The 12,883-nt window shown below is 63.4% G+C and carries 14 protein-coding genes; 12 read left to right on the top strand and 2 right to left on the bottom strand.

Features of this window, described 5'->3' with window-relative positions; translation table 11 throughout:
- Positions 1–90 precede the first annotated feature (90 nt).
- From KI242_RS24890 to KI242_RS24930, 9 genes are all read left to right on the top strand, one after another.
- The gene (locus KI242_RS24890) at positions 91–837 is read left to right on the top strand and encodes an amino acid ABC transporter permease (RefSeq protein WP_011063126.1); all 747 of its coding nucleotides are present in this window, start codon (positions 91–93) and stop codon (positions 835–837) included.
- A complete protein-coding gene (locus tag KI242_RS24895) occupies positions 837–1,508 on the top strand; it encodes an ABC transporter permease subunit (RefSeq protein WP_011063127.1) in 672 nt (223 codons plus the stop codon). Before KI242_RS24890 ends, KI242_RS24895 begins: the two co-directional genes overlap by 1 nt.
- Positions 1,505–2,239 carry an amino acid ABC transporter ATP-binding protein gene (locus KI242_RS24900; RefSeq protein ID WP_011063128.1) on the top strand — a complete coding sequence of 245 codons (735 nt, stop codon included), beginning with the start codon at positions 1,505–1,507 and terminating at the stop codon, positions 2,237–2,239. Before KI242_RS24895 ends, KI242_RS24900 begins: the two co-directional genes overlap by 4 nt.
- Positions 2,240–2,372: 133 nt before the next feature.
- Complete coding sequence (locus tag KI242_RS24905; protein ID WP_015636825.1) at positions 2,373–4,274, top strand: sensor histidine kinase; 1,902 nt, start codon at positions 2,373–2,375, stop codon at positions 4,272–4,274.
- Positions 4,271–5,596, top strand: a complete 1,326-nt coding sequence (locus tag KI242_RS24910; RefSeq protein ID WP_011063130.1) for a sigma-54 dependent transcriptional regulator — start codon at positions 4,271–4,273, stop codon at positions 5,594–5,596. The genes KI242_RS24905 and KI242_RS24910 overlap by 4 nt, the downstream gene beginning before the upstream one ends.
- 27 nt (positions 5,597–5,623) lie before the next feature.
- The gene (locus KI242_RS24915) at positions 5,624–5,953 is read left to right on the top strand and encodes a GlpM family protein (protein ID WP_169892259.1); all 330 of its coding nucleotides are present in this window, start codon (positions 5,624–5,626) and stop codon (positions 5,951–5,953) included.
- 177 nt (positions 5,954–6,130) lie between these two features.
- On the top strand, positions 6,131–7,051 hold the full coding sequence (locus KI242_RS24920) for an arginase family protein (protein WP_015636826.1): 921 nt from the start codon (positions 6,131–6,133) through the stop codon (positions 7,049–7,051).
- Complete coding sequence (locus tag KI242_RS24925) at positions 7,048–7,422, top strand: transporter (RefSeq protein WP_011063133.1); 375 nt, start codon at positions 7,048–7,050, stop codon at positions 7,420–7,422. Before KI242_RS24920 ends, KI242_RS24925 begins: the two co-directional genes overlap by 4 nt.
- 31 nt (positions 7,423–7,453) lie before the next feature.
- Positions 7,454–7,855 (top strand): EamA family transporter, encoded by a 402-nt coding sequence (locus KI242_RS24930; RefSeq protein ID WP_011063134.1) that lies wholly within the window; start codon positions 7,454–7,456, stop codon positions 7,853–7,855.
- Between the two features lie 106 nt (positions 7,856–7,961).
- Here the strand turns inward: KI242_RS24930 and KI242_RS24935 are convergent, their stop codons facing one another.
- On the bottom strand, positions 7,962–8,828 hold the full coding sequence (locus KI242_RS24935) for a fatty acid desaturase (RefSeq protein ID WP_015636828.1): 867 nt from the start codon (positions 8,826–8,828) through the stop codon (positions 7,962–7,964).
- A gap of 102 nt (positions 8,829–8,930) precedes the next feature.
- Complete coding sequence (locus tag KI242_RS24940) at positions 8,931–9,740, bottom strand: MipA/OmpV family protein (RefSeq protein WP_212805631.1); 810 nt, start codon at positions 9,738–9,740, stop codon at positions 8,931–8,933.
- A 190-nt stretch (positions 9,741–9,930) separates the two neighbouring features.
- On the opposite strand from KI242_RS24940, the gene KI242_RS24945 reads away from it, so the two are divergent.
- Genes KI242_RS24945 through KI242_RS24955 form a run of 3 tightly spaced genes read left to right on the top strand, consistent with a single transcriptional unit; the run spans position 9,931 to position 12,876 of the window.
- On the top strand, positions 9,931–10,626 hold the full coding sequence (locus KI242_RS24945) for an HAD-IB family phosphatase (RefSeq protein WP_011063137.1): 696 nt from the start codon (positions 9,931–9,933) through the stop codon (positions 10,624–10,626).
- Positions 10,619–12,013 carry an aminotransferase class III-fold pyridoxal phosphate-dependent enzyme gene (locus tag KI242_RS24950; protein WP_011063138.1) on the top strand — a complete coding sequence of 465 codons (1,395 nt, stop codon included), beginning with the start codon at positions 10,619–10,621 and terminating at the stop codon, positions 12,011–12,013. Before KI242_RS24945 ends, KI242_RS24950 begins: the two co-directional genes overlap by 8 nt.
- On the top strand, positions 12,010–12,876 hold the full coding sequence (locus KI242_RS24955; protein ID WP_011063139.1) for an alpha/beta fold hydrolase: 867 nt from the start codon (positions 12,010–12,012) through the stop codon (positions 12,874–12,876). Before KI242_RS24950 ends, KI242_RS24955 begins: the two co-directional genes overlap by 4 nt.
- Positions 12,877–12,883 lie beyond the last annotated feature (7 nt).

The following is a 12,883-nucleotide window of genomic DNA, read 5'->3' on the forward strand; positions in this document are numbered from 1 at the left end:
CGATCGTGTGTGCCTGATCGTCATGATCAGGCGGGAACGGACGTCCCCAGGCGGGTGCTTGTACATCGAACGATCTGAGGGGTAACCCTAATGAATTACAACTGGGACTGGGGCGTGTTCTTCAAGTCCACCGGCGTGGGCAGCGAGACCTATCTCGACTGGTTCATCTCCGGCCTGGGCTGGACCATCGCCATCGCCGTGGTGGCCTGGATCATCGCGCTGCTGCTGGGCTCGATCCTGGGCGTCATGCGCACCGTGCCGAACCGCCTGGTGTCGGGCATCGCCACCGTGTACGTGGAGATCTTCCGCAACGTGCCGCTGCTGGTACAGCTGTTCATCTGGTACTTCCTGGTGCCGGACCTGCTGCCGGAGAACCTCCAGGAGTGGTACAAGCAGGACCTCAACCCGACCACCTCGGCCTACCTGAGCGTTGTCGTGTGCCTGGGCCTGTTCACCGCCGCACGGGTTTGCGAACAGGTACGTACCGGTATCCAGGCCCTGCCCCGTGGCCAGGAATCCGCCGCACGCGCCATGGGCTTCTCGCTGCCGCAGATCTACTGGAACGTGCTGCTGCCTCAGGCCTACCGGATCATCATTCCGCCGCTCACCTCGGAATTCCTCAACGTATTCAAGAACTCCTCCGTGGCGTCGCTGATCGGCTTGATGGAATTGCTGGCCCAGACCAAGCAGACCGCCGAGTTCTCGGCCAACCTGTTCGAAGCCTTCACCCTGGCTACCCTGATCTACTTCACCCTGAACATGAGCCTGATGCTGCTGATGCGCCTGGTGGAGAAGAAAGTTTCGGTCCCCGGCCTGATCTCCGTGGGAGGTAAATAATGGAATTCGACTTCTCGGGCATCATCCCGGCCATTCCCGGCCTGTGGAACGGCATGCTGATGACCCTCAAGCTGATGGTCATGGGTGTGGTCGGCGGGATCATCCTCGGTACCTTGCTGGCCTTGATGCGCTTGTCTCACAACAAGCTGCTGTCGAACCTGGCGGGCGCCTACGTCAACTACTTCCGCTCGATCCCGCTGCTGCTGGTGATCACCTGGTTCTACCTGGCGGTGCCTTTCGTGCTGCGCTGGATCACCGGCGAAGACACCCCGATTGGCGCATTCACCTCGTGCATCGTGGCTTTCATGATGTTCGAAGCGGCGTACTTCTGCGAAATCGTCCGTGCCGGCGTGCAGTCGATCCCCAAGGGCCAGATGGGCGCCGCCCAGGCACTGGGCATGAGCTATGGCCAGACCATGCGCCTGATCATCCTGCCCCAGGCGTTTCGCAAGATGACCCCGCTGCTGCTGCAGCAGAGCATCATCCTGTTCCAGGACACCTCCCTGGTGTACACCGTGGGCCTGGTGGATTTCCTCAACGCCTCGCGGTCCAGCGGCGACATCATCGGCCGCTCCAATGAATTCCTGATCATCGCTGGTCTGGTCTATTTCACAATCAGCTTTGCCGCCTCGCTGCTGGTCAAGCGTCTGCAAAAAAGGTTCGCCGTATGATCTCTATCAAGAACATCAACAAGTGGTATGGGGACTTCCAGGTGCTGACCGATTGCAGCACCGAGGTCAAGAAAGGTGAAGTGGTGGTGGTCTGCGGGCCGTCCGGCTCCGGCAAGTCGACCCTGATCAAGTGCGTCAACGCCCTGGAACCCTTCCAGAAAGGCGACATCGTGGTGGACGGCACTTCCATCGCCGACCCCAAGACCAACCTGCCGAAACTGCGTTCCCGCGTGGGCATGGTGTTCCAGCATTTCGAGCTGTTCCCGCACCTGACCATCACCGAGAACCTGACCATCGCGCAGATCAAGGTGCTGGGCCGCAGCAAGGAAGAGGCCACCAAGAAAGGCCTGCAACTGCTGGACCGCGTCGGCCTCGCCGCCCACGCCCACAAGCACCCGGGGCAACTCTCCGGTGGCCAGCAACAACGTGTGGCCATCGCCCGCGCCCTGGCCATGGACCCGATCGTCATGCTGTTCGACGAACCGACCTCGGCCCTGGACCCGGAAATGGTCAACGAAGTGCTGGACGTCATGGTGCAACTGGCCCATGAAGGCATGACCATGATGTGCGTGACCCACGAAATGGGCTTTGCCCGCAAAGTGGCGAACCGGGTGATCTTCATGGACAAGGGCCAGATCATCGAGGACTGCCAGAAAGAAGAGTTCTTCGGCGATATCAGCGCCCGCTCCGAACGTGCGCAGCACTTCCTCGAGAAGATCCTGCAGCACTAAAACCCGCGTTCCTGTAGGCACCGGCTTGCCTGCGACGGGACGGTATCTGACTCCCCTATCGTCAGTGCCGCCCTGGTCGCCGGCAAGCCGGCTCCTACAGACACTGCGCAGTGGTTGACCCAAGGCATCTGTGATGAAATGCGACCCCACTCTCTATCGCGCCGCGCCGCCATCACTCGCCGTGAAACCCCGCCTGATCCGACATCTGTTCCTGCCGCCCCTGGTCATCCTGCTGATGATCGGCCTGGGCTACGTCGGGTTCTGGATCAGCGAGCACAACGGCATCCGCACCCTCGGCGAAAACGGCCAGCGCCAGCTGGAGCTGCATGCCCGCGCCGTAGAAAGTGAGATCAGCAAGTACACCTATCTGCCAAGCCTGCTGGAACTGGAATCCAGTGTTTCCCAGCTGCTGGGCGATCCTTCGCCGGAACACCGGCAAACCGTCAATCAATACCTCGAAGGCCTGAACCGCCGCAGCCGCAGCCGGGCCATCTATGTCATGGACACCACGGGCCGGGTGGTAGCCACCAGCAACTGGCGTGACGTCGACAGCTACCTGGGCGAAGACCTGTCGTTCCGGGCCTACTACCAGAACGCCGTGCGCGGCCAGCCCGGGCGCTTCTACGGCATCGGCAGCACCAACGGCGAACCTGGCTACTACCTGGCCCATGGCCTGGAAGAACAAGGCAAGATCATCGGCGTGGCGGTGGTCAAGGTACGCCTGGAGGCCCTGGAGGAACGCTGGCAGCGTGCCCGCCTGGAAGCCTTCGTCAGCGACGAAAACGGCATCATCATCCTGTCCAGCGACCCGGCGCGCCGCCTCAAGTCGGTCCGCCCGCTCAGCGACGACACCAAGGAACGCCTGGCCCGCAGCCTGCAATATTACTGGTTCCCCCTCAACGAACTGGAACCCCTGGCCCGGGAACGCCTGGCCGAAGGCGTGGAAAAGCTGACCTTTCCGGCCAACACCGAGCTGGTGTCCGACGAGAAAGCCATCAGCTACCTGTCCCAGACCCGGCCCCTGAGCGATACCCCCTGGAACTTCACCCTGCTCACCCCGTTGCAGGACCTGCGCCGCGAAGCCATCAACCAGGGCATCCTGGTGGCGGTGGCCTTTGCCCTGGTGGCCTTTCTGCTGATCGCCTGGAACGAACGGCGCAAGGTCATCGCCACTCGCCTGGCCGCCCGTGAAGCCCTGCAGGAAGCCAACAGCCAGCTGGAACGGCGGATCACCGAACGCACCGCCGACCTGCGGGCCAGCAACGAACGGCTCAAGGGCCAGATCCGCGAACGCCGCCAGGCCGAGGAAACCCTGCGCCGCGCCCAGGACGAACTGGTCCAGGCCGGCAAGCTGGCGGCCATCGGCCAGATGTCCACCAGCATCGCCCACGAGCTGAACCAGCCCCTGGCGGCCTTGCGTACCTTGTCCGGCAACACCGTACGCTTCCTCGAACGCGGCGCCCTGGACACCGCCAGCGCCAACCTCAAGACCATCAATGAACTGATCGACCGCATGGGCCGCATCACCGCCAGCCTGCGCTCCTTCGCCCGCCGTGGCGACGACCAGGGCCAGGCCAGCCTGGACAAGGCCGTTGACGCAGCCCTGCAAGTGCTCAATGCACGCCTCGAACCCCTGCCCCTGCAACTGCACCGCGACTTCACCGAGCAGACCCTGCAGATCGACCAGACCCGCCTGGAGCAGATCCTGGTCAACCTGATCGGCAATGCCCTGGATGCCATGCAGGCCCAACCGGAGCCGCAACTGTGGCTGGAGGGCGAATTCAGCGAGGGCAAGTACCGCCTGCGGGTGCGCGACAACGGCCACGGCATCGATCTTGAAGCGCGCAAGCACCTGTTCGAACCCTTCTTCACCACCAAACCCGGCGAGCAGGGCCTGGGCCTCGGCCTGACCCTGTCCGCCAGCCTCGCCGCCGCCACCGGCGGCAGCCTGGGGGTGGAACACCCGGCAAGCGGCGGCACCGCCTTTGTCCTCAGCTTGCCCCTGGCAAGCCCCACTCAAGCCGAGCCGATATGAACAACGAGCTGACCGTGCTGATCGTCGAAGACGACCCCCATGTCCTGCTGGGTTGCCAACAGGCCCTGGCCCTGGAAGACATTCCCTGCATCGGTGTGGGCAGCGCCGAAGAAGCCCTGGCCCAGGTCGGTGAAAACTTTCCCGGCATCGTGGTCAGCGACATTCGCCTGCCGGGCATCGATGGCCTGGAACTGCTGAACCGCCTCAAGGCCCGGGACCGCAGCCTGCCGGTGGTGCTGATCACTGGCCACGGCGATATTTCCATGGCCGTGGGCGCCATGCAGAAAGGCGCCTACGACTTCATGGAAAAACCCTTCTCCCCCGAGCGCCTGGTGGATGTGGCCCGCCGCGCCCTGGAGCAACGGGGCCTGGCCCGGGAAGTGACCTCGCTGCGCCGCCAGCTGGCCGAACGCAGTTCCCTGGAAGGGCGGATCATCGGCCGCTCGCCGGCCATGCAGAACCTGCGGGAGCTGATCGCCAACGTTGCCGATACCTCGGCCAACGTGCTGATCGAAGGCGAGACCGGCACCGGCAAGGAACTGGTCGCCCGTTGCCTGCACGACTTCAGCCGGCGCCACCAGCAGCAGTTCGTCGCCCTGAACTGCGGCGGCCTGCCCGAGAACCTCTTCGAAAGCGAGATCTTCGGCCACGAGGCCAACGCCTTCACCGGCGCCGGCAAACGGCGCATCGGCAAGATCGAGCACGCCCACCAGGGCACGCTATTCCTCGACGAAGTGGAAAGCATGCCGATCAACCTGCAGATCAAGCTCTTGCGAGTGTTGCAGGAGCGTACCCTGGAGCGCCTCGGTTCCAACCAGAGCGTGGCCGTGGATTGCCGGGTGATCGCCGCCACCAAGTCGGACCTGGACGAAATGAGCCGGGCCAAGGAGTTTCGCAGCGACCTGTACTACCGCCTCAACGTGGTGACCCTGGAACTGCCGCCCCTGCGCGAACGCCGCGAAGACATCCTGCAGTTGTTCGAGCATTTCCTGCAGCAGTCGTCCCTGCGCTTTGACCGCGCGGTGCCGGAGCTGGACAACCAGACCCTGTCGACCCTCATGAGCCACGACTGGCCGGGCAACGTGCGCGAGTTGCGCAACGTCGCCGAACGCTTTGCCCTCGGCCTGCCGGCCTTCAAGAAGCCCGGCAGCAGTGTCGCCCAGGGGCTGGGCTTTGCCGAGGCGGTGGAAGCCTTCGAGCGCAACCTGCTCAACGATGCCTTGCAGCGCAGCGGCGGCAACCTGACCCAGGCCAGCCAGGAGCTGGGCATGGCCAAGACCACCCTGTTCGACAAGGTCAAGAAGTACGGCCTGAGCCACTAACCCAAGGCGCGAGTAACCATGGATCTATTGTTGAAGGCCGCCCTGGGCGCGGCGGTGGTGGTGATTCTGGCGGCCCTGGCCAAGACCCGGAACTACTACATCGCCGGCCTGGTGCCGCTGTTCCCGACCTTTGCCCTGATCGCCCACTACATCGTCGGCAAGGGCCGCTCCCTCGATGACCTGAAGACCACCATCCTGTTCGGCATGTGGTCGATCATTCCCTACTTCGTCTACCTGGCGACCCTGTATGTGATGGTCGATCGCCTGCGCCTGGAAGCTTCCCTGGCGGTAGCCGCCGTGGCCTGGCTGATCGCCGCGACGATCCTGGTCAGCGTCTGGGTGCGCCTGCACGCCTGAGCCCTGCCATTCCCGTAGGAGCGAGCTTGCTCGCGAAGCCTGCGCCGCGGTCTTTCGCCGGCAACCCGGCAACGACCCTGGCCCGACCCTTGCATTTACCCGGCAAAGCCCGTCCAGCCTGCGTTTCAGCCTGATCACGCAGTTTTCTGGAGGGCGCTGCCATGGGTAAAGAACACCTTGAACATCTTAGATCTCGACCACAGCCTGACCGCCCAGGAGCCGATCATCCGACGCCTGAACAGCGGCCAGGCGCGGCGTCTCGACCTGCTGGACCTGGGGCCCAAGCTGCGCCTGTGGTCCACCGAGCGCACCTACCGTCACTTCACCGAACGCCTGCGCCAGCGGCCCCGCCACAGCGGCCCGCAGCCGGAAATCTTCTTTGTCGGCTCCGGTGACTATCACCACCTGACCCCGGCCTTTCTCGGCGACCTGCAAGAGCCGGTGAGCCTGATCCACTTCGACAACCACCCGGACTGGGTACGCCTGGCTCCGCGCCGGCATTGCGGCTCCTGGGTCAACCGGGCGCTGAAACTGCCGCACATCCAGCGCATCGTCACCCTTGGCCCCTGCAGCGAAGACCTGCACAACCCACAACTGCGCGGCGGCAATGTCGCCGCCCTCAAGCACGGCAAGCTGCAGCTGTTCCCCTGGCAGCACGCGCCGTCCAAGATCTGGGGGCGGGTCGGCGACGGCGCCGGGCACCAGCAGCAGGAAAACCACCTGCATTGGCGCAACCTGGCGGAACTGGACTGGCAGGCCTTTCTCGAACAGATGATCGACAGCCTGCCCACCGAGGCGATCTGGATCACCATCGACAAGGATGTGCTGGCCAGCGAAGACGCCGCCACCAACTGGGACCAGGGCGGCATGCGCCTGACCCACCTGCTGCAGGCCCTGCGCACCCTGGCCGCGCGCAAGCGGATCCTGGGCATCGACGTCTGCGGCGAGTTCGCCCAGCCGGCCTTCAGCAACGCCTTCAAACGCTGGGAAGCCAAGTCCGACCAGCCTCCGGCCGAGCGCTGGAGCCAGGACGACCTGCTGCGCAACTCGGTGACCAATGAAGCCCTGATCTCGCTGTTCGAGGAGCTGTTCCCGTGACCCTGACCGTTGTTCTGCTGGTGGCCTTTTCCATTGTCCTGGACGTGGTCGGCCAACTCTGTTTCAAGCTCGGCCTGGACCGCCTGCCAGAGCTGGAAGGCGGTTTTCGCCTGAACGCTTTCTGGGGCCAGGTGTTCAACGCGCCCTTGCTGTGGTGCGGCATCGGCGCCTACGCCATCGAGTTCTTCGTCTGGCTCGAAGCCCTGTCCCGGGCGCCCCTGAGCCTGCTGTTCCCCGCGGCGGCCCTGGCCTATTGCGGCGTGGTACTGGCGGGCAAGGTGGTGCTGGGCGAGACCGTCAGCCGCCGTCGCTGGCTCGGCACCCTGGTGATCACCGCCGGGGTGATGCTGGTGTGCGTGGCCAGTACCTGAGCCTTGTTCAACGAATAGAAGGAAGCGTTTGATGAGTTCCAATACCTCCCACGGCTGGCTGCACGAGCGCCTGGGCACCATCGTGCTCTGGGCCCTGCTGATCGGTTTCGAGAGCGCCGGGCAGATCGCCACCAAGGTTGGCGGCGACCAGCTGGGCCAGATGGATTTCAATCTGCAGTGGCTGGCGGCGGTCGCGGTCAACCCCGGGGTGCTGATGGCGATTGCCTGCTATATCGGCGCGTTTTTCGTGTGGATGCTGATCCTGCGGCGCAGCAGCCTGTCCCTGGCCTTCCCCTTGAGCTCCCTGGTATTCGTGGTGGTGCTGCTGGGCTCGTGGCTGGGCCTGGGCGAGCAGATCAGCCTGCTGCACTGGGTCGGGGTCTTTGTGATCATCGGCGGGATTGCCCTCTTGGCGGAGGGTGAAGAGGCCTGAGGGCCTCTTTGCTACAGCGAAGGGATGTTGTGCAGGAGCCGGCTTGCTGGCGAAGGCGATCTTGCCGGCCCCTTCGCTGGCAAGCCAGCTCCTACAGCCACGGGGTTTAGGTCTTGCGGTGGGACACCAGGAAACCCAGGCCGTGGGACACCGGAATCACTTTCACCCCGGCAGCCCGTTGCTGCTCGCGGATCTCGCGGTGGAAAGCCTTGACCTTGGTCCAGTGCATCTTCGGCCGGTAGTGATGCTCGGCGTGGTAGCCGTTGTTCATCCAGATCAGGTTGTACAGCGGGCTGTAGGAGCTCACGCCCCAGGCGATCGGCAGGTCCGGGTTGCCCCCCAGGTGCTCGTAGTAGCCATTGAGCGACGACAGCGACTGCCCCAGGTACCAGAACGGCAGCAGCACCAGCACCGCATGCCAGTCATACAGCGCCAGGGCCAGATAGAACGCCACTGTGACGCCGATCTCCACTTTTACCCAACGTGCATCGTCAGGCCGTTTGCGCTGCATTTCCTGGTAGATCTCCTTGGGGTCGTCGCGGAAAAAGCTCAGGAAGGTGTAGGCCCAGGGGTTGTCCGGCTGGCCATCCTTGCCATGCAGGTAGATGGAGAGCGGGTCGACGGTCTTGCCATTGGCGTCCGGCAGGTCGGAGTTGCCCCGGTGGTGGCGGTTGTGGATGTCGCGGTACAGGGTCTGGGAAAAACCTATGGTCACCGAGAGCAGCAGGTCGAAGCCGCGGTTCATCCACCCGGGGGTGAAATAGGCGTTGTGGATCTGGTTATGGGAAATGCTGTTGATGCTCCACGACAGGCTGACTGAATACAGCAGCGCTGCCGGGACGATGACCCACCAGGACAGGGCGTGGAAATCCAGCACCAACCACAGTACAAAGGCGAAATGTACCAGTGCCATGGCAATCGGGATCAGGTCCCAGAGGGAATAGGCGAGTAGACGATAGGCAGGTCGAGCCATGAAGAACTTCCTGAGAAATTGAATTCATGGCGACCATTGCAAAGGCCAGACCAGTTTTTGCTGTTGCCGCCCCAGGCCGTGCTCAGGCCTGGGCGGCGCCCCTCAGAACTTGTAGCTGATGGCGGTCTGCACCTGCCCCTGGTTGACCTCGCCCTTGTCGCGGACGATGGTGCTGTCGGCGGCGGAATTGACCAGGCGCGTCCAGCTGGCACTGGCCACCAGCGCCCAGTTGCCCCCCAGGGGGAAGTGGAAATTCTGGCTCAGGGTGAAGTTCTGCATGCCACCGCTGGCGTTGTACTGGCCAATGCCGGAAGCGAGGGACTCCTTGGCGTCGACGCCGAAGAAGGTCTGGCTCTGGCGGCCATCGGCGAAGTGCAGGGTCAGGTTGTTGCTGCCAATGATGCCCAGGCCCAGCGGGTAGCCGATTTCACCCCCGACCTTGCCCAGCACCCCGCCCTGGCCCCCGGCACCGCCCACCGCCTGGCCCACGGCGGCGAACAGCCGCCAGAAGTCGTCGGGGGCGTACTCGATGAAGGCGCCGATATCGGCCATGTCGCGAACATCCCGCAGGCCGCGCAGCGCACCGTCGGAATTACGCCCCTGCAGGTAATTGATGTAGGGGCCGATACTCAAGCCATTGCTCTTGAAGGCATCCCAGGTCAGGCCATCGTCACCGTTCAGGCTGACATCTCCCCAATCCAGGTCCATGTACGGCAGCGGCACGGTGTCGTAGCTGCTGCCTGTGGGGTCATGGGGTTGGTAGCCCAGGCCCAGGCCCAGTTCACCGGTGATGCCGGAGTCGGCCATGGCGCCACTGGCGAGGGTCAGGGAGAGCAGGCCGGCCAGTAAGGCGGGGGATGAAAGCCTGGGCATGAATGAGTTTCCTTGTCTGAACATGCGCGCATCAATCATCAGAGCGGCCCTTGGGCGCAAGCACTGATGTTCTTTGTAGGGACCTACAAAAATTGTAGCCAGAACTCTACAAATCCCCCTCTTTCCTCGCCAAGGCCCCAGCCCCGCTGGGTTTTCGCCACTTGGCACAGTCCCTGCTCTACCCCTGCCACAAGCGCAAAGAGCGCTCTTATTCAACAGGTAACAGCAGATGATGCACTGGCATATCGTATGTGACTTCGACGGGACCATCTCCCGCGCCGACGTGATCGATAACGTTCTCCAACGCTTCGCCGACCCCAGCTGGGAAGGCATAGAGCAGGAATGGCTGGACGGTCACATCGGCTCCCGAGAATGCCTCAGCCGCCAACTGGCCCTGGTCAAGGCTTCGCCCGCCGAACTGCTGGGCTACTTCGACAGTGTCGAAATCGACCCCGACTTCCCCGACTTCGTCGATCACGTGATCGGCCTGGGCGCTTCCATCGAAGTGGTCAGCGACGGCATCGAGCAGGGCATCGCCCGCATCCTGGCACGCAACTACGTGACCCTGCTGCCGATCCTCGCCAACCGCCTGCGCCAGGTCGACCACAACAGCTGGCGCATCGACTTCCCCTACGCCAGCGACGCCTGCCGCGCCGCTTCCGGCAACTGCAAGTGCAAATCCACCCCGCGGGGCAAGCGCGTGCTGGTGATCGGCGATGGCCAGTCGGATATGTGCGTGGCTTCCACCGCCGACTTCGTGTTCGCCAAGGATCGCCTGGCCGACTACTGCGAACGCAACAAGATTCCCCATGCGCGGTTCGACTCCTTCGCCGAACTGCCAGCGCTGCTGGCCAAGCTGCCGAATAACGCCGCCAACGCGACCAACTTCTCTCTTGAAACCCAGGAACTCTTCCACCATGTCTGATATCCGCATCGCTACCGCAGAAGACCAGATCCTTCTGGAAAAAGAAGCCAAGTACTGCTCCTACGGCGATACCGTTCACTACATCGAACCACCGCGCATCTTCAGCCGCTGCGAAGGCTCCTACGTCTGGGACACCAGCGACCAGGCCTACCTCGACCTGCAGATGTGGTACTCGGCGGTGAACTTCGGCTACGCCAACCCACGCCTGAACAACGCCCTCAAGCAACAGATCGACACCCTGCCGCAGATCGCCAGCCAATACCTGCACAAAGGCAAGATCGAGCTGTCGGAAATGATCGCGGTCGACGCCAAGAAGAAGTTCGGCCTCGACGGCCGCGTGCACTTCAACGTCGGCGGTTCGCAGTCGGTGGAGGACTCGCTGAAAGTGGTGCGTAACGCCACCAACGGCAAGAGCCTGATGTTCGCCTTCGAAGGCGGCTACCACGGCCGTACCCTGGGCGCTTCGTCGATCACCTCCAGCTACCGCTACCGCCGCCGCTACGGCCACTTCGGCGAGCGTGCGCAGTTCATTCCATTCCCGTACCACTTCCGCGGCCCCAAAGGCATGACCAAGGAAGAGTACGGCAGCCACTGCGTGCAGCAGTTCGCCCGCCTGTTCGAAACCGAATACAACGGCGTCTGGGACCCGAAGGTCGGCCAGAGCGAATATGCCGCCTTCTATGTCGAGCCGATCCAGGGCACCGGCGGCTACGTGATCCCGCCGATGAACTTCTACAGCGAGCTCAAGCACGTGCTCGACCAGCACGGCATCCTGATGGTGGTCGACGAGATCCAGATGGGCTTCTACCGCACCGGCAAGCTGTGGTCGATCGAGCACTTCGACGTCAAGCCGGACGTGATCGTGTTCGGCAAGGCGCTGACCAACGGCCTCAACCCGCTGGGCGGCATCTGGGCCCGTGAAGAGCTGATCAACCCGGGCGTGTTCCCGCCAGGTTCGACCCACTCCACCTTCGCCTCCAACCCGCTGGGCACCGCCGTGGGCCTGGAAATGTTCAAGATGACCAGCGAGATCGACTACGGCGCGATGGTCATGGAGAAAGGCAAGTACTTCCTGGCCGGCCTTCAAGACCTGCAGAAGCGCTACCCGATCATCGGCGACGTCGACGGCCTGGGCCTGGCCCTGCGCTGCGAGATCTGCACCACCGACGGCTTCACCCCGGACAAGGCGACCCTGGACTACATGGTCGAGGAAGGCATGAAGGGCGACATCGAAATCAACGGCCAGCGCCTGGGCCTGATCCTCGATGTGGGCGGCTACTACAAGAACGTCATCACCCTGGCCCCGTCGCTGGAAATCAGCTACGCGGAAATCGACCTGGGCATCGCACTGCTGGATCGCCTGCTGGATCGGGCCATGAAGCGATGAGCAAGGCTGAGATCGATCTGGGCGAAGGCAGCGCCGGCTTCGTTCTCGGCACGGGTCCGGTCGGGGTCTTGTTGATCCACGGCCTGACCGGCACCCCGACGGAACTCCGTCGGGTGGCCCAGGGCCTGGCCAAGGACGGTACGTGCACGGTGTACGTACCGACCCTGCCCGGGCACTGCGGGGACAACAGCGATCTGCAGGCCACCGGCTGGCAGGACTGGTACGAGGGCGTGCGCAAGACCTTCGCCGATGTAGAGCAGCGCCACGAGCAGGTGTTCGTCGGCGGCCTGTCCATGGGTGCGGTGATGTCCATGTACCTGGCCTCCGAGCATCCGGGACGGATCAGCGGCCTGCTGATGTACTCCACCACCCTGAAGTACGACGGCTGGAGCATCAACAAACTGGCCTTCCTCACCCCGTTGCTGATGAAGATCCCCTTTGGCGTGCACATCTGCCGCTTCGAGGAAAAGCCACCCTACGGCATCAAGAACGAACGCCTGCGGGCCATCGTCGAGAAGCAGATGAAAGCCGGTGAAAGCAGCAATGCCGGGCTCCTGACCATGGAGGGCGTGACGGTGCGCGAATTGCACCGGATGAACGCCGTGGTCAAGAAACGCATGCCGTCGATCCTGACCCCGGCCCTGGTGCTGCACTCCAGCGAAGACGACATCACCAGTACCTGGAACGCCGACTACGTGGAGCGCAAGCTCGGCGGCCCGGTGACCAAGATCCTCCTCGACAACTGCTATCACATGATCACCGTGGACCTGCAGTACCAGCGGGTGATCGAACTGAGCGCAGATTTCATCCAGCAGCGAGTGGTGGCACCTGCGGTGCGCGAAGACTACCGACAGCTGGCGTGACTTAAGG

Source organism: Pseudomonas sp. Eqa60, from assembly GCF_018326405.1.
GTDB lineage: Bacteria > Pseudomonadota > Gammaproteobacteria > Pseudomonadales > Pseudomonadaceae > Aquipseudomonas > Aquipseudomonas protegens.

Excerpts from the sequence above, each read along its gene's own strand:
- KI242_RS24890 (WP_011063126.1), top strand. The coding sequence starts at position 91 with ATGAATTACAACTGGGACTGGGGCGTGTTCTTCAAGTCCACCGGCGTG.
- KI242_RS24895 (WP_011063127.1), top strand. The coding sequence starts at position 837 with ATGGAATTCGACTTCTCGGGCATCATCCCGGCCATTCCCGGCCTGTGG.
- KI242_RS24900 (WP_011063128.1), top strand. The coding sequence starts at position 1,505 with ATGATCTCTATCAAGAACATCAACAAGTGGTATGGGGACTTCCAGGTG.
- KI242_RS24905 (WP_015636825.1), top strand. The coding sequence starts at position 2,373 with ATGAAATGCGACCCCACTCTCTATCGCGCCGCGCCGCCATCACTCGCC.
- KI242_RS24910 (WP_011063130.1), top strand. The coding sequence starts at position 4,271 with ATGAACAACGAGCTGACCGTGCTGATCGTCGAAGACGACCCCCATGTC.
- KI242_RS24930 (WP_011063134.1), top strand. The coding sequence starts at position 7,454 with ATGAGTTCCAATACCTCCCACGGCTGGCTGCACGAGCGCCTGGGCACC.
- KI242_RS24935 (WP_015636828.1), bottom strand. The coding sequence starts at position 8,828 with ATGGCTCGACCTGCCTATCGTCTACTCGCCTATTCCCTCTGGGACCTG.
- KI242_RS24940 (WP_212805631.1), bottom strand. The coding sequence starts at position 9,740 with ATGATTGATGCGCGCATGTTCAGACAAGGAAACTCATTCATGCCCAGG.
- KI242_RS24945 (WP_011063137.1), top strand. The coding sequence starts at position 9,931 with ATGATGCACTGGCATATCGTATGTGACTTCGACGGGACCATCTCCCGC.
- KI242_RS24950 (WP_011063138.1), top strand. The coding sequence starts at position 10,619 with ATGTCTGATATCCGCATCGCTACCGCAGAAGACCAGATCCTTCTGGAA.
- KI242_RS24955 (WP_011063139.1), top strand. The coding sequence starts at position 12,010 with ATGAGCAAGGCTGAGATCGATCTGGGCGAAGGCAGCGCCGGCTTCGTT.